Source organism: Bradyrhizobium sp. SZCCHNS30572, assembly GCF_032484415.1.
Lineage (GTDB): Bacteria > Pseudomonadota > Alphaproteobacteria > Rhizobiales > Xanthobacteraceae > Bradyrhizobium.
This window is the reverse complement of the sequence record NZ_JAUESY010000001.1, coordinates 745089-763940: the sequence shown is the minus strand read 5'-3', so window position 1 is coordinate 763940 and position 18852 is coordinate 745089. Positions and strand designations below refer to the sequence as shown.

Annotated in this window: 16 protein-coding genes; 6 read left to right on the top strand and 10 right to left on the bottom strand. The window is 66.6% G+C overall.

Going from position 1 to position 18852, the window contains the following annotated elements:
- Positions 1-44 precede the first annotated feature (44 nt).
- Positions 45-863: a uracil-DNA glycosylase gene (locus QX048_RS03465; protein ID WP_316167476.1), complete on the top strand. Its 819-nt coding sequence runs from the start codon at positions 45-47 to the stop codon at positions 861-863.
- 111 nt (positions 864-974) lie between these two features.
- Here QX048_RS03465 and QX048_RS03460 read toward each other — a convergent pair whose 3' ends face one another.
- From QX048_RS03460 to QX048_RS03445, 4 genes are all read right to left on the bottom strand, one after another.
- Entirely contained in the window at positions 975-2483 is a 1509-nt protein-coding gene (locus QX048_RS03460) for a glycosyltransferase family 39 protein (protein ID WP_316175807.1), read from the bottom strand.
- A 209-nt stretch (positions 2484-2692) separates the two neighbouring features.
- The gene (locus QX048_RS03455) at positions 2693-3547 is read right to left on the bottom strand and encodes a ribonuclease HII (RefSeq protein ID WP_316167473.1); all 855 of its coding nucleotides are present in this window, start codon (positions 3545-3547) and stop codon (positions 2693-2695) included.
- 75 nt (positions 3548-3622) lie between these two features.
- Positions 3623-4072, bottom strand: coding sequence for a VOC family protein (locus tag QX048_RS03450; RefSeq protein WP_316167472.1), 450 nt, complete (start codon positions 4070-4072; stop codon positions 3623-3625).
- Between the two features lie 19 nt (positions 4073-4091).
- Positions 4092-5270 (bottom strand): PA0069 family radical SAM protein, encoded by a 1179-nt coding sequence (locus QX048_RS03445; protein ID WP_316167471.1) that lies wholly within the window; start codon positions 5268-5270, stop codon positions 4092-4094.
- Positions 5271-5460: 190 nt separating this feature from the next.
- Between QX048_RS03445 and QX048_RS03440 the strand changes: the two genes are divergently transcribed.
- From QX048_RS03440 to QX048_RS03425, 4 genes are all read left to right on the top strand, one after another.
- Positions 5461-7878 (top strand): phosphoketolase family protein, encoded by a 2418-nt coding sequence (locus QX048_RS03440; protein WP_316167469.1) that lies wholly within the window; start codon positions 5461-5463, stop codon positions 7876-7878.
- A 175-nt stretch (positions 7879-8053) separates the two neighbouring features.
- On the top strand, positions 8054-8626 hold the full coding sequence (locus tag QX048_RS03435; RefSeq protein ID WP_316167468.1) for a glycosyl transferase: 573 nt from the start codon (positions 8054-8056) through the stop codon (positions 8624-8626).
- 64 nt (positions 8627-8690) lie between these two features.
- On the top strand, positions 8691-9620 hold the full coding sequence (locus tag QX048_RS03430; protein WP_316167466.1) for a helix-turn-helix domain-containing GNAT family N-acetyltransferase: 930 nt from the start codon (positions 8691-8693) through the stop codon (positions 9618-9620).
- Positions 9621-9739: 119 nt separating this feature from the next.
- Positions 9740-10162, top strand: coding sequence for a hypothetical protein (locus QX048_RS03425; RefSeq protein WP_316171363.1), 423 nt, complete (start codon positions 9740-9742; stop codon positions 10160-10162).
- Positions 10163-10202: 40 nt separating this feature from the next.
- Here QX048_RS03425 and moaB read toward each other — a convergent pair whose 3' ends face one another.
- Both moaB and QX048_RS03415 read right to left on the bottom strand, forming a co-directional pair.
- On the bottom strand, positions 10203-10766 hold the full coding sequence (gene moaB, locus QX048_RS03420; protein ID WP_315739947.1) for a molybdenum cofactor biosynthesis protein B: 564 nt from the start codon (positions 10764-10766) through the stop codon (positions 10203-10205).
- Positions 10767-10775: 9 nt separating this feature from the next.
- Entirely contained in the window at positions 10776-11696 is a 921-nt protein-coding gene (locus QX048_RS03415; protein WP_315717256.1) for a neutral zinc metallopeptidase, read from the bottom strand.
- 384 nt (positions 11697-12080) lie between these two features.
- Between QX048_RS03415 and QX048_RS03410 the strand changes: the two genes are divergently transcribed.
- A complete protein-coding gene (locus QX048_RS03410; protein ID WP_315717257.1) occupies positions 12081-13214 on the top strand; it encodes a site-specific DNA-methyltransferase in 1134 nt (377 codons plus the stop codon).
- Between the two features lie 3 nt (positions 13215-13217).
- On the opposite strand, the gene QX048_RS03405 is transcribed toward QX048_RS03410, so the two are convergent.
- From QX048_RS03405 to QX048_RS03390, 4 genes are all read right to left on the bottom strand, one after another.
- On the bottom strand, positions 13218-14243 hold the full coding sequence (locus QX048_RS03405) for a hypothetical protein (RefSeq protein ID WP_316200694.1): 1026 nt from the start codon (positions 14241-14243) through the stop codon (positions 13218-13220).
- A gap of 295 nt (positions 14244-14538) precedes the next feature.
- Positions 14539-17070, bottom strand: a complete 2532-nt coding sequence (locus QX048_RS03400) for an HWE histidine kinase domain-containing protein (protein WP_316200695.1) — start codon at positions 17068-17070, stop codon at positions 14539-14541.
- Positions 17067-17660, bottom strand: a complete 594-nt coding sequence (locus tag QX048_RS03395) for a biliverdin-producing heme oxygenase (protein ID WP_316200696.1) — start codon at positions 17658-17660, stop codon at positions 17067-17069. The genes QX048_RS03400 and QX048_RS03395 overlap by 4 nt, the downstream gene beginning before the upstream one ends.
- 161 nt (positions 17661-17821) lie before the next feature.
- On the bottom strand, positions 17822-18442 hold the full coding sequence (locus QX048_RS03390) for a glutathione S-transferase family protein (RefSeq protein WP_316200723.1): 621 nt from the start codon (positions 18440-18442) through the stop codon (positions 17822-17824).
- Positions 18443-18852 lie beyond the last annotated feature (410 nt).

Genomic DNA, 18852 nt, shown 5'->3' with positions numbered 1-18852 from the left:
GCCATGCGCCGAGGCGGCGTACATTGTTGCCACGATCGATCATGATGACCCCCGAGCCCCTCCCCGACGTCCGCCAACTGCTCGCCTTCTATCTGGAGGCCGGGGTCGATTGCGCCTTGGCCGACGAGCCGATCAACCGGCTGGTGGAGCCTGAGGCCGCATCCCCTGCCGCTCCTGCCGCCCGTCCGGCGGCGGCGCCGCAAGCCGGCCGGCTATCCGCGCCGGCGATCATTGCGCCGCGCGGCGAACCGCCGCCTCCGCCGGAAGCGGCCGTCGCCTCGGCCCGCGAGGCGGCGCTGACAGCGCCGACCCTGGAGGCGCTGCGCGAGCTCCTGGAGACTTTCGACGGTTGCGCACTGAAGCAGACGGCGTCGCGACTGGTGTTCGCCGACGGCAATCCGCAGGCGCGCATCATGCTGGTCGGCGAGGCGCCCGGCCGCGACGAGGACATCGAGGGCCTGCCATTCGTCGGCCGCTCCGGCAAGCTGCTCGACCGCATGATCGGCGCGATCGGGCTCGACCGCAGCAAGGTCTACATCGCCAACGTCATTCCCTGGCGCCCGCCCGGCAACCGGACGCCGACGCCGCAGGAGACGCAGATCTGCCTGCCGTTCATCCGCCGCCAGATCGAGCTGGTCGATCCCGACGTGCTGGTGACGCTCGGCAACCCGTCGACGCAGGCGCTGCTCGGCACCACCGAGGGCATCATGCGCACGCGCGGCAAATGGCGCGACTACGACACCGGAAAGCGCACCATCCGCGCGATCGCCACCTTCCATCCGGCCTATCTGTTGCGCTCGCCGTCCTACAAGCGGCTGTCATGGCAGGATTTGCGCGCGATCGCGAAGGTGATGGCGGTCTGAGCCGAACGCCCTCCGCGTCATTGCGAGCGAAGCGAAGCAATCCAGAATCCCGCCCAAGCCTCTGGATTGCTTCGTCGCTTCGCTCCGCGCAATGACGGCTTATGGAAAGCGCTACGGTCCCTTCGGCCGCACGATGGCCCAGCCGATGCGCAGCACCGGCTGGCGGCCATTGATCAGCCAGTCGAAGCTGCGCGGCACCTCCGGCACCAGCCCAGGAAAGCGCTGGGCGATCTCCGGCGGTGGGGTGCCGACCGTGTCGGAGGCGCGCCATACCACGACGCCGCCACTCTCGGCGAATTTGGCCGGCGTGACCCAGGGCGTCCGCTGCGGGGTGGCATCGAGGAACAGATGCGCGCGGCGGCGGCCGAGCGCGACCAGGCTGGCGAGCTGCGGATCGCCGGCGACCGCCTGCAGCGGCTGGTTGGTACGGCGCTCAAAACTCTCGACGAAGAAACGAGAGATGTCGCGGGCCGGCATCGCCGTCGCGACCTCGCGGTCGCCGAGCAACGGCAGCACCACAGCGCTGCCCGCCGCGAGGATGGCGGGCGCGGCGATCGCAACCGCCCAGACCAGGCGCAGCAGCCGCTGCCGCCGCAGATAGATCAGATCACCCGACGCGACCACCAGGGCAAGGCCGACCATGGTCAGGGTCACGGCAGTGCCGCCGAACACGGTCGAGAGGCCGAACAGGCCGGCGATCAGACTGCCGGCCAGCGCCGGTGCAATCGCGAAGCAATAGACGAAGTCGCGCGCGAGCGGCGGCACCGAGCGGCGATAGATGATCGGCGCATCGGTCTCGCCGCGATTGATCCAGCCGGCGTCGAGCAGCACCAGCAGCAGCACGGCCGAGATCGCCAGCAGCAGCCCCCCCGCCAGCGCGAGCCAATGCCAAGCGCGCACCGAGAGCTCGGCGAGAATGGGCAGCGCTGGTAAGCCGACACTGTCGGAGCGCAGCACGAAAATGAGATAAGGCAGCGCCAGCGCCACCACCACGAGCAGCGCGAACAGCGGATCGAACGAGCGCAGCACGCGGCGGCCCTGCGCGGTCGAGACCACGAAGCCCGCGATCAGCAGCAGCAGGCCGGTGGCGGCCGGCGTGGTCAGCAGCAGCAGGCCGGCCTCGATCGACCAGGCAAACCAGGCGTTGCGCCGGCCCTCGCCGAGAATCCGCCAGCTATGGAGCAGCAGCAGCGCCCAGAGCGGACGCGCCAGCACCTCCGGACCGAATTCCAGCGTGGGCGCACCGAACGCGGTGATGGTCATGGTCAGCAGCACGGCAAGCACCGCCTGCTGGCCGCCGACGATCGCCGCCGCCAGGAGATACATCACCCACAGACTGAGCGCCGAGCACAGCACGGCCAGCACGTAGACGCCGAGCAGATGATTGCCGGCAAGGCGATAGGCGACGTCGGACAGCCAGAACGACAGCGGCGGCCCGAGATCGGTGCCGACCTGGTACTCGCGTCCGAACGCGATGGTGGTGGCAAGCTGGCCGGGCGGGCTGCGATAGAACAGCATGGCCACGCCGAGCCACATCAGGGCCTGGCACAGCACCACGATGACGACGACCAGCCGCGGCCTTGCGCGGATCAGTTCGACAACCAGGGACGTGAAACGCATGAACGGCTGGATCGCTTGGCTGAATCGCTGAGGACGTCGAGGAGGCCGGCAGGACCGTCGCTCATCCGCAGCAGCCTCGCTGTCCGACGCCCGCAATCGATACCGTACGATCGGGGCGCACAACACCGCCCCTGCTGCGAGGAGTGACACTTCGTGCTGGCTGGCTGACCAAAACTATTAAGACCGCGGCGACCGCGAGGCAACCTGCATCAGACCCCGACCGAGATTTCAGTGGATGTCACCACGGTCACCTCGGCAAACAAATCCGGCTCCGGGACGTCGGTCCACGGCTGATGCTTGCGCCGTGCGGCCACGACGGGTGCGAACAGGCTGCGGTGATGCACCGACGGTCCGAGCCGGTCCAGCGCAGCGAGGTGCTCCGGCACGGCATACCCCTTGTGCTGCTCGAAGCCGTAGCCGGGGCAATCCTGCGCCAGCGCGCACATCAGCCGATCGCGCGTGACCTTGGCGACGATCGAGGCGGCGGCAATCGACATCACCAGGCCATCGCCGCCGATCACCGCCTCGCAGCCGCAATCGACGTCGATGCGGTCGCGGCCGTCGACGAAGACGTGCTTCGGCGCCTCGGGCAACGCCCTCACGGCGCGCGACAGCGCCCACAGCGAGGCCCGCAGGATGTTGTCGCGATCGATTCGCGCCGGCGAGGCGACAGCCACCGCGAACGCCGACGTCTTGCAGATCTTGTCGAACAGCGCCTCGCGCTGCTCCGCGCTCAGCCGCTTGGAGTCATCGAGGCCTTTCGGGATGCGCGCGGGATCGAGAATCACGGCCGCGGCGACCACCGGACCGGCCAGCGGCCCCCGTCCCGCCTCGTCGCAACCGGCGACCGGCCAGATGCCCTGCTTGAGCAGCGCGCGCTCCCGCCGGAAGCTCGGCGGCGTCACCGCGATGACGCCCTTGCCGAGCTTGGCGGCCGACCTGCCGGCAGCATTCGTGGCAACAGGCTTGGTTGCGGCCTTTGCAGGTGCGCTCTTCGCCACGGCGCCGCTCGTCGCCTTCGCCCTGCCCGGCTTTTTTGACTGATCGCGAATCATGGCCGGCATGGTGCGAAACGGCCCGCGGCGGCGCAACCCCGAACGGACCTCATTCCCCGCTATTCGCCCCTTGCCCGCGACCGACTACGCCGGCAGATGCACTCGATCATCCTTGCCGACATCAATCCCCGGCGCGATCACCACTTCCCAGACATGACCGTCCGGATCGGAGAAGTAGCCGCTGTAACCGCCATAGTCGGTTCGTTGCGCCGGCTTCAGCAGCATCGCGCCTTTCTCCACCGCCGACGCGAGCGCCGCATCGACCTCGGCCTCCGAGCGGCAGTTCCATGCCAGCGTCACGCCGCGGAATGCCTGGGGGCGCGGTGCGTCCGGCACGCCCGCATCATCGGCGAGCGCGCCCCACGGGTACAGCGCCAGCACCGTCCCGCCGGTCTCGAAGAATGCCACGGCCTCTCCGGTCGCGCGGAATTTTCGGGCGAAGCCGAGCGACGTATAGAAGGCGATGCTCCGCCGCATCTCGGATACACCGAGTGTGATGACGGTGAACCGCGGAACGCTCGCTTGTGCGCTCATCAACTGCTCTCCGCACGCTTCAGAACAGGCTGAGTTGCTGCCCGCCGCCCTTCGGCCGGACGAAATGATCGGTCGTCAACTTGGTCCGGCGCTTGTTCAGGCCGAGCTTTTCGCAGGCGATCTCGAAGCGGCGGCCGATCATCCAGGCCATCGGGCCCGTCCCCTTCATTCGCGTGCCCCATTGCGAGTCGTAATCGCGGCCGCCGCGCATGTCGCGGATCAGGGTGAAGACGTGGCGGTAGCGGTCCGGATAATGCTCGAGCAACCACTCGCGGAACAGGTCGCGCACCTCCAGCGGCAGGCGCAGCAGCACATAGGCCGCCTCCTTGACGCCGGCATGGGCGGCGGCATCGAGGATGCGCTCGATCTCGCTGTCGTTCAGCGCCGGGATCACCGGCGCCACCATCACCGTGGTCGGAATGCCGGCCCTCGACAGCGCCTGCAGCGCCTCCAGCCGCTTCGACGGTGTCGAGGCCCGCGGCTCCATGGTGCGCGCCAGCTTCGGATCCAGCGTGGTCACGGAGATCGCGACCTTCGCCAGGTTCCTCTTGGCCATCCGCGCCAGGATGTCGGCATCACGCATCACCAGCGCCGACTTGGTCACGATCCCGACGGGATGGCCAACCTTTTCCAGCACCTCGAGGATGCCGCGCATGATCTTCCGCTCGCGCTCGATCGGCTGATAGGGATCGGTGTTGGTTCCGATCGCGATCATCCGCGGCTCGTAGCCGCTGGCCGCGAGCTCCTTTTCCAGGAGCGCGGGCGCATCCGGCTTCACGAACAGCTTGGATTCAAAATCAAGACCAGGCGACAGCCCGAGAAACGCATGGGTCGGCCGCGCGAAGCAGTAGACACAGCCGTGCTCGCAGCCGCGATACGGGTTGATCGAGCGATCGAAACCGATGTCCGGCGAGTCGTTGCGGGTGATGACCTTGCGCGAGGTATCGGTCGCGACCATGGTCTTGAATGGCGGCAAATCCTCGAGACTCTGCCAGCCATCGTCGAAGACGACGCGAGCCTCCGCTTCGTAGCGGCCGCTCGCATTGGATTGTGCACCCCGGCCGCGGCGCCGGCCCCGTTCGATGGCGACCGCGAGTTCGGGGAAGTCGTTTTCCGGGCCAGATGAAGGCGCGCCCACCGGCTCGGAGGGCACCGGGACCGGCGGGCGCTTGAGGGCATGTGAAGATGCTCGGCTCATGGCCAAGACATAGCACACAAAAAGAACAATACAAGAACAAAAGAGAACAACGTCTCGGAACGGTTCTGGAGCCACGCAAGGCCAACCATCACATTCCCGTTCTATCCTTCGCAGCGCACTGGAACGGAATGGTGCGGCGTTACTCTAATGCACTTCCCGCAAGCGCGAAGCGGACGGCAAGCGAGGTTCCATGAACATCACGTCTTCCCATCAGACCAAAACGGCCGACGATCTCGACCTGCTCGATCGCTATTGGCGCGCGGCGAACTATCTCTCGGTCGGGCAGATCTATCTGCTGGACAACCCGCTGCTGCGCGAGCCGTTGAAAGCGGAGCACGTCAAGCCGCGCCTGCTCGGCCACTGGGGGACGACGCCCGGACTGAATTTCATCTACGCCCATCTCAATCGCGCCATCCAGGCGCAGGATCTCGACGTCATCTACGTGTGCGGTCCCGGCCATGGCGGCCCCGGCATGGTCGCCAACACCTATCTCGAAGGCAGCTACAGCGAGATCTATCCGGACATCACGCGCGATGCCGATGGCCTGCGCAAGCTGTTCCGGCAGTTCTCCTTCCCTGGCGGCATCCCGAGCCATGCCGCGCCCGAGACGCCGGGCTCGATCCACGAAGGCGGCGAGCTCGGCTACGCGCTGGTGCACGCCTATGGTGCGGCGTTCGACAATCCCGATCTGATCGTGGCCTGCGTGGTCGGCGACGGCGAAGCCGAGACCGGGCCCCTCGCCGCATCCTGGCATTCGAACAAGTTCCTGAACCCGGCCCATGACGGCGCGGTGCTGCCGATTTTGCATCTCAACGGCTACAAGATCGCCAATCCGACCGTGCTCGGCCGCATGGGCGATGCCGAGATCAAATGCCTGTTCGAAGGTTACGGCTACGAGCCGCTGTTCGTCGAAGGCGCGGAGCCGAAGGCGATGCATCGCCAGATGGCGGACGCGCTCGATGTCGCGCTCGCGAGCATCCGCTCGATCCAGCAGAATGCGCGTCAGCCGGATGCAACGATCCAACGGCCGCGCTGGCCGATGATCGTGCTGCGCAGCCCGAAGGGCTGGACCGGGCCGAAGGAGGTCGACGGCCTCAAGGTCGAAGGCTTCTGGCGCGCCCATCAGGTGCCGATCACCAATCCGCGCGGCAAGCCCGAGCATCTCGCGCTGCTCGAAGCGTGGATGAAAAGCTACGAGCCGGAAACGCTGTTCGACGGCCACGGCCGGCTCGTGCCGGAGCTGCAGGCACTGGCACCGAAGGGCACGCGGCGCATGGGCGCCAACCCGCATGCCAATGGCGGTCTGCTCAAGCGCGAGCTCAGGCTCCCAGACTACCAGCATTTTGCGGTCGAGGTGTCCTCTCCGGGCCAGACCATGGCTGAAGCCACGCGCGAGCTCGGCAAGTTCCTGCGCGACGTGATCACGCTGAATGCAGAGACACGCAACTTCCGCATCATGGGCCCGGACGAGACCGCCTCGAACCGGCTCGATGCCGTATTCGAGGTCACCGAGCGGGTGTGGATGGAAGGCATCGAGCCCTACGATGTCCACCTCGCCCATGACGGCCGCGTGATGGAGGTGCTGAGCGAGCATCTCTGCCAGGGCTGGCTGGAGGGCTATCTGCTCACCGGCCGCCACGGCCTGTTCTCCTGCTACGAGGCGTTCATCCACATCGTCGATTCGATGTTCAACCAGCACGCCAAATGGCTGAAGGTGTCACGCGAGCTGCCGTGGCGGCGCCCGATCGCGTCGCTGAACTATCTCCTGACCTCGCATGTCTGGCGGCAGGACCATAACGGCTTCAGCCATCAGGACCCCGGCTTCGTCGACCTCGTCGCCAACAAGAAGGCGGACATCGTCCGCATCTACTTCCCGCCGGATGCCAACACGCTGTTGTGGATCGCGGACCACTGCCTGCGCACCTACGACCGCATCAACGTCATCGTTGCCGGCAAGCAGCCGGCGCCGCAATGGCTGTCGATGCAGGAGGCGGCGACGCATTGCGACGCCGGCATCGGCATCTGGTCTTGGGCCGGCACCGAGCCCGCCGACGAGGAGCCCGACGTGGTGATGGCCTGCGCCGGAGATGTCCCGACCCTGGAGACGCTCGCAGCCGTCGACCTGCTGCGCAAGGAATTGCCCGACCTGAAGATCCGTGTGGTCAACGTCGTCGACCTCATGACCCTGCAGCCGAAGCAGGACCATCCGCACGGCCTCAGCGACCGCGACTTCGACAGCCTGTTCACCACCAACAAGCCGGTGATCTTCGCCTATCACGGCTATCCGTATCTGATCCATCGCCTCACCTACAGCCGCACCAACCATGCCGGCATGCATGTGCGCGGCTTCATCGAGGAAGGCACCACGACGACTCCGTTCGACATGGTCGTGCTGAACGAGCTCGACCGTTTCCACCTCGCCATCGAGGCGATCGAACGCGTGCCCGGCCTCAGCGTGTCGGCGGCTCATGTGAAGCAGAAATTCCGCGATGCGCTGATCGAGCATGCCCGCTACATCCGCGCGCATGGCGAGGACATGCCGGCGATCCGCGACTGGGTGTGGCCGAACAGCGCCGGCGGCACCACGCCGACACAGGCAGGCGACTGAGCCAGTCAAGCGCGAGCTTCAGCAACACGGCACCTTGAAATAGCACCGTTCGGGCGCGGGCCGAACGGCGCGGCCAGGTACGTGCTGCAAAATTCCGCAGCGCAGCGGGCTGATTTGGCTATGACAAGATGATAACAGTCATGCCGGAGGCGCGACAGATAGCGATGCCAGTTTCATGCTGAGCGTGATCATTCCGACCGAAGGTGTCGAGCAGACCGCCGTGGCCACCCTGTCCGCGCTGGTGCCGGGCGCCGCGGCCGGTGTCGTCACCGAGGTGCTGCTGGTCGATCGCTCGCCCGATTCCAGCGTGATCGAGCGGGTCGCGGACGTCGCTGGCTGCCACTTCATGAAGTTCGAGGGCTCCCAGGCCGCGGCCCTGGCTGCAGGGGCCGCCAGCGCGCGTGCGCCCTGGCTGATGTTTCTGCCCGCCGGCGCGATGCTCGATCCCGGCTGGATCGATGAAACCATGCAGTTCGTCCAGAGCGTCGCCACCGCCGGCCGGCCGCGCGCTGGCGTCTTCCGCTATGCCCGGTCTCCCTATGCCGCAATCAGCCTGCGCGACCGGCTGCGCGCGGTTGCGCGGGTCCTGGTCGGGCCGCTCGGCGACCAGGGTCTCTTGATCGCCAGGGATCACTACCGGCAGCTCGGCGGATACAAGCCCGACCACAAGCGCGCCGAAACGCGGCTGCTGCGTCAGCTCGGCCGTTCCTCGCGGACGATGCTGCGCAGCCGGATCGTGATGGTGTAGCGGCACGACAATACTTGCCAAAGTCAATCAATTGGTTGACAATGGCAAATATTGGAGGTGCCCCATGAATTCCGCCCCAGCCGACGGCAAGGTCGCCGCCATCCGCGCGTTCAACCGTTTCTACACGAGGAAGCTCGGCGCGCTGGACCAGCATCTGCTCGACAGTCCGTTTTCTCTGGCCGAGGCGCGTGTGCTCTATGAACTCGCACAGTACGACGCCATCTCGGCCAAGGAGATCGGTCTCTCGCTCGGCCTCGATGCCGGCTATCTCAGCCGCATCGTCCAGAGCTTCGACGAGCAGGGGCTGATCACCCGCACGCCTTTGCCAACCGATCGCAGGCAGCAGCAGCTCGGCCTGACCGCAAGAGGCCGGCAGGCCTATGCCAAGCTCGACCGCAGCTCGCAGAAGGAGATCGCGGCCATGCTGGCGCCGCTGGCGCCATCCGTGCGCGACCGGCTGGTCGGTGCAATGACGACGATCGAGACCGCCCTGGAGCCGCAGCAGCCGGGCCGCTCCCCAGTGCTGCTGCGCAGCCATCGCCCGGGCGACATCGGCTGGGTGGTTTCACGGCACGGCGCCGTTTACGCCGAGGAATATGGTTGGGACGTCTCGTTCGAGGCGTTGGTCGCCGAGATCGGCGCACAGTTCATCAGGAGCTACGACCCGGCGCGCGAGCACTGCTGGATCGCCGAGCTTGCGGGCGAGCCGGTCGGCTCGATCTTCCTGGTCAAGGGCAGCGATGAGGTCGCCAAGCTGCGGCTGCTGCTGGTCGAGAAGAAGGCCCGCGGTCTCGGCGTCGGCCGGGCCCTGACCGAACAATGCATCCGCTTCGCCCGCGAGAAGAACTACAGGACGATCGAGCTGTGGACGCAAAGCATTCTCACCGCCGCGCGCGACATCTATGCCCGCGCCGGGTTTCGCAAGATCGCCGAGGAGCCGCACGCCATGTTCGGCGTCCCGCTGACCGGCGAGACATGGCGGCTCGAGTTGTAGCCGGGCGGCTCGTGCAGCAACCGCCGGTAGGCCGAGATCACCGCCACAACAGGCTGCGCATGCCGATTGCGAAGTTCCCGCGCGCCGGTACTATCCCGCCAAACAGGGCGGGAGCAGTGATGGAATCGATGGTGCGATCGAAGCTTGCGGCGCTTGTCGCGCTCGCGGGCCTGTTTGGGGTCGAGGCTGGGACGGCGGCTCGCGCCGCGCCCAAAGGGCGCGCAACGGTCGCGATTACGCGCACGACGGACTTCCTCTATCTGGCGGCACCAGCGGCGATCGAGATCAATGGCGCCAAGGTGGCGAGCCTTGGCCGCGGCGAGAGCTACAGCGGCTCGATTGCGCCCGGCGCCACCACGATCACCGTGTCGACATGGTCCTCGCCGGGCTCGTCGAACATTCGTTTCACCGCCGTGCCTGGCAAGACCTACCGGATGGTCGTGGGACCGCGCGGCCAGAATTTCGCGGCCAGCATGATGGGCGGCCTCATTGGCGCGGCGATCGAAGGCGGCGGCGCTTTCGAGATCGTACCAACGAAGTGAGACGCGCGATCGACGCGCGGTGCCGCATCGCGCCGTGGCCCTATGCCGTCGCGCCCTGCGCCTTGGGCCGGCGCAGATGCTCGTCGAGCCGCGGCATGATCTCGACGAAGTTGCAGGGTCGCGTGCGGTAGTCGAGCTGGGCGGCGAGGATGCCGTCCCAGCCGTCACGGCAGGCCCCCGGTGATCCCGGCAGGCAGAAGATGTATGTCGCACCGGCGACGCCGGCGGTGGCCCGGCTCTGGATCGTCGACGTCCCGATCTTGGCGTGGCTCAGCATGTGGAAGGCGATCGAGAAGCCGTCCATGCGCTTCTCGAACAGCGGCTCGATCGCTTCCGGCGTGACGTCACGGCCGGTGAAGCCGGTGCCGCCGGTGGTGATGACGACGTCGACGCCGGGATCGGCGATCCACGACTTCACCACCGCGCGAATCTTCTCGACGTCGTCGGTGACGATCTCGCGCGCCGCGAGCCTATGGCCGGCAGCGGTCAGGCGGTCACTCAGGGTGGTACCGGACTTGTCGTCGGCAAGCGAACGCGTGTCGGACACCGTCAGCACGGCGATGTTGAGGGGAATGAAGCTCTTGCTCTCGTCGATCGCCATCATCGCGTCTCCCTACAGCGAACTGGCGCTGAACGTATTGCAGGCCTGCACCGTGCCCTGCTGGTAGCCGATCATGAACCAGCGTTTGCGCTGCGCGGCGGAGCCATGGGTGAACGAATCCGGCACCACGCGTCCGGTCGCCTTCCGCTGCAAGGTGTCGTCGCCGATCGCCGAGGCCGTCGTCAGCGCGGCGTCGATGTCGCCCTCCTCGAGGAAGCCCGGACGCTTCTTGGCCTCGCGATTGACCCAGACCCCGGACAGGCAGTCGGCCTGCAGTTCGACCTTGACCTGCAGCGCGTTGGCTTCGGCCTTGTTGTCCGACTGCTGCTGCATCCGCGTCACGCGCGGCAGGATGCCGAGCAGGTTCTGGATGTGGTGCCCGGCCTCGTGCGCAATGATGTAGGCCGCGGTGAACTTGCAGGCGCTGCCCGAGCAGCCCCGGAAGCGCGTCTCGACCTCGCGGAAGAAGTTGGTGTCGAGGAAGATCTGCCGGTCCGGCGGACAGTAGAACGGCCCCATCGCCGACTGCGCCATGCCGCAGCGGCCGCCATTGGTGCTGTTGCGAAACAGCACGATCTTGGGCCCGGTGTAATTCTGGCCGCTGGCCTGGAAGATCTCGCTCCAGCGGTCGTCGATCTCGCCGAGCACGCCGGCGATCATGTCGCCCATCTCGTCCTTCGGCGCGCCGGTCTTGCCGGGCGAGCGCCGATCGGCCTGCTGGGTCGGTGCGCCGCCGTGGCTGAGCATCTCAGCGCCGCCGATCAGGATGCGCGGATCGATGCCGAAGGCGTAGCCGATCAGGCCGAGAACGATGATGGTGCCGATGCCCAGCCCGCCGCCGCCGATCGGCAGACCCATACCACCGCCCATCCCGCCGCCTTCGTCGCGACGGTCATCGATGTCGTCGCTGCGACGGAAATCATCGTAACGCATGGGCGGCCTTTCCTCACGATTCTTGCGCGGCTCTGCGCGAAATGCCTAACGCGGCAAACAGGTAAAATTTCCACTGTGTTAATCAATAACCCGGCCGGCAAATTTTGCCTAGCGCCGCCAAAAAAACCGACCCGCGCCGAACCTCGATCGGCTGCGCTCGCGCGCGACCGGCGCGAAAAACCCATCGCAATCGGCGTCTTGCGCAGAGACCATCGTGTATCGACGAACGGAATTCGTCGCCGGTGCGCGTGATGAATGCGTGCGCATCGATGCGAATAAATTTCCGGGTTAAGTCCATTTTTACTTTGCCGGGTCAATGTGTGGGCAGTCGGTTGTTAGGTCCCGCGTCGCCGACAGCGTCGCCTGAGTCAGAGTTCTTGAGTCATGGTAGAGTCGCGTCGCGGGGCGTCTGCAAGGGCGCCCCGCACTAAATTTCAGACCCTCGAAGAGCAACGAATCATCGTCGGCGACTGCGTCGCCGAGATGTCGAAACTGCCAGGCGCATCGGTCGACCTGGTGTTTGCAGATCCTCCCTACAATCTGCAGCTCAAGGGCGAGCTCAAGCGTCCCGACGAATCGCAGGTCGATGCGGTCGACGACGATTGGGACAAGTTCTCCTCGTTCTCCGCCTATGACGACTTCACGCGCGCCTGGCTGCTTGCCGCGCGCCGCCTGATGAAGCCGAGCGCGACGATCTGGGTGATCGGCTCCTATCACAACATCTTCCGCGTCGGCGCGATCATGCAGGATCTCGGCTTCTGGATCCTCAACGACATCGTCTGGCGCAAGTCCAACCCGATGCCGAACTTCCGCGGCCGCCGCTTCACCAACGCGCACGAGACCATGATCTGGGCCGCGCGGGACGAGAAGGCGAAGGGCTACACGTTCAACTACGAAGTGCTGAAGGCCGCCAACGAGGACGTCCAGGCGCGCTCGGACTGGCTGATTCCGCTGTGCACGGGCGAGGAACGGCTGAAGGACGGCGACGGCAAGAAGATCCATCCGACGCAGAAGCCGGAAGGCCTGCTGGCGCGGGTGCTGCTGTCATCCTCGAAACCCGGCGATCTGGTGATCGATCCGTTCAACGGCACCGGCACGACCGGAGCCGTGGCAAAACGCCTCGGCCGCCGCTACATCGGCTTCGAGCGCGACAAGGTCTATGCGAAGGCGGCAGAGCGGCGCATCGCCGCGGTCGAGCCGCTGCCGGAGGCAACGCTCGCACCGTTCATGACGGCGCGCGAAGCGCCGCGCGTCGCCTTCTCGGAGCTGATCGAACGCGGCATGATCGCGCCCGGCACCAAGCTCGTCGACTCCAAGCGCCGCCACGGCGCGCTGGTGCGCGCCGATGGGGCCATCATGCTGGGTGACAAGGTCGGCTCGATCCACCGCATCGGCGCGGTGGCGCAAGGCTTGCCGGCCTGTAACGGCTGGACCTTCTGGCATGTCGAGACCAAGGGCGGGCTCAGGCTGATCGACGAATTGCGCGCCGAGATCCGCTCCGAGATGTCCGCCGCCTGACGCTCAGGAATTCCGGCGTTCCTGTCCGGAATAGCGCGCCAGCAGGTCTTCGACCTCGTACTGCTCATCGTAGCGAGCGTCGTCGCGCGGCACGACCGAGACCTGCGCTGTCGACTGCGACGATTTACCCCGGCGTCCCGCCAGCGCCGGATAGTAGCTGTCCACCGGCGGCAGGTGCATGCGATCGAGCTCGGGCTCCGCCGGCCAACGCGTGACGCGCCGGGCGGCCACCGGCTCGATGCGAAGCTGCCGCCTGCTCCGGGCGCGCGCAAACAGCACGCTGATCGAGAAGCCCGCGATCGCGACTGCGCCCAGGAAAGCAAACATCCGCGTCTTGGACGCATCATCCCCGGACATGCCGATCGTCACGGCCGGCGACGCATCCGCAGCGGCCAGCGCCGGCGTCGCGGGAGCAGCCGCTTCCGCGGCGTTGGTGTCGCTGGCGGCCGCGAGCGTGTAGGATGACGCGCGGGGCGCGGCGGGCTGCGCCGCGGTCTGCAGCGTGCCGGACTGGTCGGGCCAACGCGTCGCAACAGCAGATTCGTTCACAGCCGCGCCGACCGGGTCGGGCGCAGCCGCCGCCGGCGCTGACACCACGGGCGCCGGCGCGACGACCGGCGCAGGCGCGGCCGGAAATGCAGCAGCCGACGGAAAGGCAGACGCCGCCACGGTCGGTGTCGAGGACACGACCTTCACCTCATCGGCGGCGTCCTTGGACGACGATTGGATCTCGGCACGTGCATTTGCCGCGGTCGACGAGAGCTGAGCCCGTTCCTTCTGCGAGGCGAGCTTGCGCGTGACCAGCGACGCGCCCTTCGCTTCGCGATCGTCGTCGCGCAGATACCAGCACTGCTTCTTGGTCGCGCGATCGATGCGATAGAACCAGTGCTTCCCCGCCGGCGTCCCCGCAGGCTTTGCAAGGCATTCGTCTGCAGCCGATGCCGGTGTAAACTCGATTGTCGTCGCAGCCGCTCCCGCCAGCACGGCGACAGCAACGCACGGCAACAAACTCGTCGTTCGATTCGTCATCAGACCTCCGACGATTCAACGCGCCCCCGCTGCGCCGTTTCGGCGATGACTTCGTTCGGAATAAGGCTGCGGAGGTTCCATTTGTCGAAACAATGTTAGAACAGCGGTGTCCTTTGGATGCGTTCTAATATTTTCGGGCTGTTTTGTCGCAGCAACAGTGGGAATAGTCGATGATCTGTCTCCCGTCGTGCGTTGTCGCGCTCATGTGCAACACGCGGATGTGAGAAAACCCAAGACTGCAATCATGAATGCCAATCACCGCGACGCGCAAAGCCGACCTTGATGCGCGTGCGACTCATTTGATCTTCGTCAATGCCTTCTCGACGACTTCGCGCGTGTACGGCTTCTGAATCACCGGCATGTCGGACAGCTCCGCCGGAATCGGCGCACGCTCGCCATAGCCGGTCGCGAACACGAAGGGCACACCGAGTTCCTTCAGCCGGTGCCCGACAGGCAGGCTGCTTTCCGCGCCGAGGTTGATGTCGAGCAGTGCGAAGCTCGGCACCGCGCGCTCGATCGACTTCAGCGCCTGACTGACCGACGCCGCGGTGTCGATGTGCCGCGCTCCCAGCTCGAGCAGAATCACTTCGGCGCCCATCGCGATGATCAGATTGTCCTCGACGATCAGCACCGTACCGGACAGGCGCGGCGTGTCCTCTTCCTTGCGCTGGTGCCTGGAGGGTGCCCCCGTCATCGCCGGCACCATCTGGACGAAATTGGCAGGGATCACGAAGCGCGCCTGCACGCCGAGCAGGTCGAAGCGGATCTCGGCGTCGCCCTTGAGGTCGAACGGCACCGAACGCTCGATGATGGTGGTGCCGAAGCCGCGCCGCGACGGCGGCTGCACCGGCGGCCCGCCGCTCTCCTTCCAGTCGATGACCAGGCTCGCCCCGGGATCGAGCCGCCAGATCACTTGCACCTGTCCGGTGGAGTCGGCGAGCGCGCCGTATTTCGCTGAGTTGGTCATCATCTCGTGCACGACGAGCGCGAGCGTTGCGAACGCCTTGGGGTCGAGCGCGACCTCAGGACCTTCCATGCGCACCCGTCCGGCCCTTGAGCCGAGATAGGCGCCAGCCTCCGATTCGAGCAGATGGCGGAGCGCGACGGGGGCCCAATTCAGGTTGGTGATCTGGTCGTGCGCCCGCGCCAACGCCTGGATGCGGCCGCCGAGCACGGACGCGAACTCCTCCACCGAGGTCGCCGTGTCCTTGCTCTGCGCGACGAGGCCGCGCACGAGACTGAGGATGTTGCGGACGCGATGATTGAGCTCGGCGATCATCAGCTCCTGCCGCTCCTGCGCGCCGCGGCGCTCGCGCGCGGCGAGCTCGGAGAGTTGCAGGATCACTTCGAGCAGCGTGACGCGCAGGCTCTCGGCGATGCGCAAATCCGCCGCCGTCCACGGCTTCGACTGGCCGGCCACCGTCTGCTGCCACAGCTCGAAGCTCTTGCGCGGCGTCAGGCGGGAACCGTTCGGGCCCTCGGCATAGCTCTTGTTCGGATCGCCCGCCCAGTTGACCGCGCGCAGCACCTCGCGGCGGAAGAAGATCAGGCAGTCGCGCGGCGTGCGCGAGATCGGAATGGCGAGGAAGCCGGCGGCGCGATCGCGAAATGCCTCGCCCGCCGCGTACACCTTGGCAATCTCGGCGCTGGCGCAGATGCGGCCGGGGGAGGTCCGGTTGATGAAGCCGATGAGGTCCTGCACCTCCTGTTCGGTCGGCGTCTCGCCGTCGAGCGTGATCTCGTCGTCGGACCACACGGCGATGCCGTCGCACTCGATCATCTGGCGGTAGTCGGCGACAAACTCCAGGATCGCGCGCTTGCTGTGCGCCTGCGCGGCCGCGCGCTCGATCAGCCGCTCCTGGATCTGATGCGCGCGCGTCTCGTAGGCGATGTCGGTCTCGCGCTCGCGCGCCTCGAGCAGCCAGGAGTACATCTGACCGAACAGCTCGGCCGCAGTGCGCTTCTCGAACGACAGGTGATGCGGCGCATAATGATGGCAGGCGAACAGGCCCCACAGCTTGCCTTCGCGCAGAATCGAGACCGACATCGACGCGGCGACGCCCATGTTGCGGAGATACTCGATGTGAATGGGGGAGACCGCGCGCAGCACGCTCATCGACAGGTCGAGCAGTCCGGCATTGTGCGTCGGCGTCGACAGCAGCGGCGCCGGCGCGGCGTCGATGTCGGCGATGATCCGCAGCCAGTTGCGCTGATAGAGCTGCCGCGCCTGCTTGGGAATGTCCGAGGCCGGATAATGCAGCCCGAGGAACGGCTCCAGGCCGGAGCCCGCGACCTCGGCGATCACCTCACCCGAGCCGTCGGGATGAAACCGATACACCATCACCCGGTCGAAGCCGGTCAGCAGCTTGAGCTGGCGCGCCGCCTCCTGCGCCAGGTCCATCATCCCCGCCGTCTTGCGGATGCGGCCGAGCATCAACCGCACCAGCTCGCCGGAATTGACGCCGGGCTCGATCAGACTGGGCTCGGCCTCGACGACGAGATACGCACCGGAAAAGTGGATGGCGAGATCGAAAAGCTTGCCACGGCCCTGCAGATCGACGCCGAACACGCGCTCGACCGCATCGGGGCCGCTGAGATAGTCGACCCTGGCGCGGATCGCGGCCGCGGCCGCCTCCGAGAGCACGGCGTCGAGCGGCCGCTGCAGCAGCCAGCCGATATCGCCGCCGAGAAAATCCGGCGCGTTCTCCGAGGCCATGCATATGGTGAAGTCCGACACCAGCGCCAGCAGGAAGCCAAACGGCTGAACCGTCCCGGGAACATGGATAGGCTCGCGATCGCAATTGGTGAGGTTGACCGGCTCGTTCATGCTGCTGCCATCGCCTTCGCAAACATCGCGAACGCTTCGCGTGCACTCACGATCATCCTGACTTCCTCGTCGGCCGTCGTCCGCGCTTGCGCGAGTTGCGACAGGAAGCTGCTCCACAAGCCCTGCCGCGCGCCATGGCCGAGATAGCGCGTCGCGCGTCTCACCCGCGGATCGGCGGAGGCCGCGACCATGCGCAGCAGATAGGCTGCGCCGAGCCGAGATCCCTCGAGTACGTAGAGCGTGCCGAATACGCCCGCACGGTCGAGCGAGGGCGCGGGAAGGTCCATCGGAACCGGCGCGGCACCGAAATCCGCGAGGTCGCCGGCGATCGCCTGTGCCCGCCGACGCTGCGGCCAGTCCTGGATCAGATCATCCACCCCGGCCTGGTCGAGCGCCGCCTCCAGCGGTAGCAGCGCGGCTGCGCTGGCCTGCAGGAACCGGCGATAATGAGCCGTCGTGGTGAGATCGAAATGAACGAGCCCCTCATCCAGCGCGCGGTGCGCCGAGGCCGTCGCCGCCTTCAGTCTCTCGCGGATGCTCTCGGTGCCGGTCGCGCGCAAACGGTCATCTGAAACGGCAGCCGGCAACATCAAGGGGTCCCAGAAAAGGAGATCGGTCGCAGGCGCGCCACGGCCTCCTGCAACGTCGATGGCCGGAGCTGGGTTCCGGCTTCGCGCGGCTATTTTTTCCGCTCTCCCGATGCGCCATGCTGGCGGGCGCTGTTCCGACGCCATGGCCTCGAGGATGGCCGTCAGCCCGCCAGCTCGGCCAGCGCCTTCTTGACGGCCGACCGCCCGGACATGCGGCCAAAATGGTCGGCGACCTTCGGGAAGGCGTTGATGTCGACGCCGTCGCCTTCGAGCCATTGCGCGATCGTGAACAGATAGGGATCGCAGATCGTGTACTGCTCGCCCATCACCCACGGGCCGCGCAGCATCTTCTGCTCGATCAGCGCGAAGCAGGCGCCCATCGTCTCCGGCACCTTCTTCTTCATGTCGGCGAAGGAGGACTCTTCGGTGGCCCAGCGATAGCCCCGCATCTTGTGCGCGTGGGCGATGTGGACCGTCGAGCAGAGATAGCTGTTGAAGGACTGCACCTCGGCAAAGGCGAAGACGTCGTCGAGCGGCGCAAGCCGCGCTTCCGGAAAGCGCTGCGCGACATAGGCGAGCATCGCCGGCGTCTCGGTCAGAACGCCCTGCTCCGTCACCAGCGCCGGAACGCGCCCCTTGGGATTGATCGCGAGATAGTCCGGGCTGTTCTGCTGGTTGGTCTTGAAGCTGAGCTTCTCGGCGACGTAGTCGGCGCCGGTCTCGGCCAGCGCGATGTGTGAAGCGAGCGCGCAGGTGCCCGGCGCGACATAGAGCTTGAGCATGGTGATCCCTGACAGATGATATCCGACCCTATCCGCACCGGTTCGGACCGTCCACCCCTGGCCGCCCGCGTGCGCCGTCATGGGCGATCTGCATTCTGCGGGCCGCGTGCTCGACCCGCACGGATCCGGACACGACCCATGCCGATCGATGGCGATGCGACGACAGGCATCCCGATGAAGGACATGAGCTCACCCTCTCGCGGCGCGCCGCGCCCGAGGTGTTGCCGAGAAGGACCCTCGCAAATGAGGAGGGCGCAGGGAATGCCGGGCGCTGGCCGCAACCCATGGCCCGCCTGCAGAAAGATAAGCAGGCGGCAGTCACCACAGGTCCAGCCGGTCATCCGGCATTCCCTGCGCGATGGGCTTCCGTTTTATACGTGATCTCCCCGGGGACCGGCTGTCTTGCCCCC

Bases quoted from the DNA above. Each gene is read 5' to 3' on its own strand.
- QX048_RS03390 (WP_316200723.1), bottom strand. From the start codon at position 18,442: ATGCTCAAGCTCTATGTCGCGCCGGGCACCTGCGCGCTCGCTTCACAC.
- QX048_RS03440 (WP_316167469.1), top strand. From the start codon at position 5,461: ATGAACATCACGTCTTCCCATCAGACCAAAACGGCCGACGATCTCGAC.
- QX048_RS03455 (WP_316167473.1), bottom strand. From the start codon at position 3,547: ATGCCGGCCATGATTCGCGATCAGTCAAAAAAGCCGGGCAGGGCGAAG.
- QX048_RS03425 (WP_316171363.1), top strand. From the start codon at position 9,740: ATGGAATCGATGGTGCGATCGAAGCTTGCGGCGCTTGTCGCGCTCGCG.
- moaB (WP_315739947.1), bottom strand. From the start codon at position 10,766: ATGATGGCGATCGACGAGAGCAAGAGCTTCATTCCCCTCAACATCGCC.
- QX048_RS03405 (WP_316200694.1), bottom strand. From the start codon at position 14,243: ATGACGAATCGAACGACGAGTTTGTTGCCGTGCGTTGCTGTCGCCGTG.
- QX048_RS03395 (WP_316200696.1), bottom strand. From the start codon at position 17,660: ATGTTGCCGGCTGCCGTTTCAGATGACCGTTTGCGCGCGACCGGCACC.
- QX048_RS03450 (WP_316167472.1), bottom strand. From the start codon at position 4,072: ATGAGCGCACAAGCGAGCGTTCCGCGGTTCACCGTCATCACACTCGGT.
- QX048_RS03415 (WP_315717256.1), bottom strand. From the start codon at position 11,696: ATGCGTTACGATGATTTCCGTCGCAGCGACGACATCGATGACCGTCGC.
- QX048_RS03430 (WP_316167466.1), top strand. From the start codon at position 8,691: ATGAATTCCGCCCCAGCCGACGGCAAGGTCGCCGCCATCCGCGCGTTC.
- QX048_RS03400 (WP_316200695.1), bottom strand. From the start codon at position 17,070: ATGAACGAGCCGGTCAACCTCACCAATTGCGATCGCGAGCCTATCCAT.
- QX048_RS03445 (WP_316167471.1), bottom strand. From the start codon at position 5,270: ATGAGCCGAGCATCTTCACATGCCCTCAAGCGCCCGCCGGTCCCGGTG.
- QX048_RS03465 (WP_316167476.1), top strand. From the start codon at position 45: ATGACCCCCGAGCCCCTCCCCGACGTCCGCCAACTGCTCGCCTTCTAT.
- QX048_RS03410 (WP_315717257.1), top strand. From the start codon at position 12,081: ATGGTAGAGTCGCGTCGCGGGGCGTCTGCAAGGGCGCCCCGCACTAAA.
- QX048_RS03460 (WP_316175807.1), bottom strand. From the start codon at position 2,483: ATGCGTTTCACGTCCCTGGTTGTCGAACTGATCCGCGCAAGGCCGCGG.
- QX048_RS03435 (WP_316167468.1), top strand. From the start codon at position 8,054: ATGCTGAGCGTGATCATTCCGACCGAAGGTGTCGAGCAGACCGCCGTG.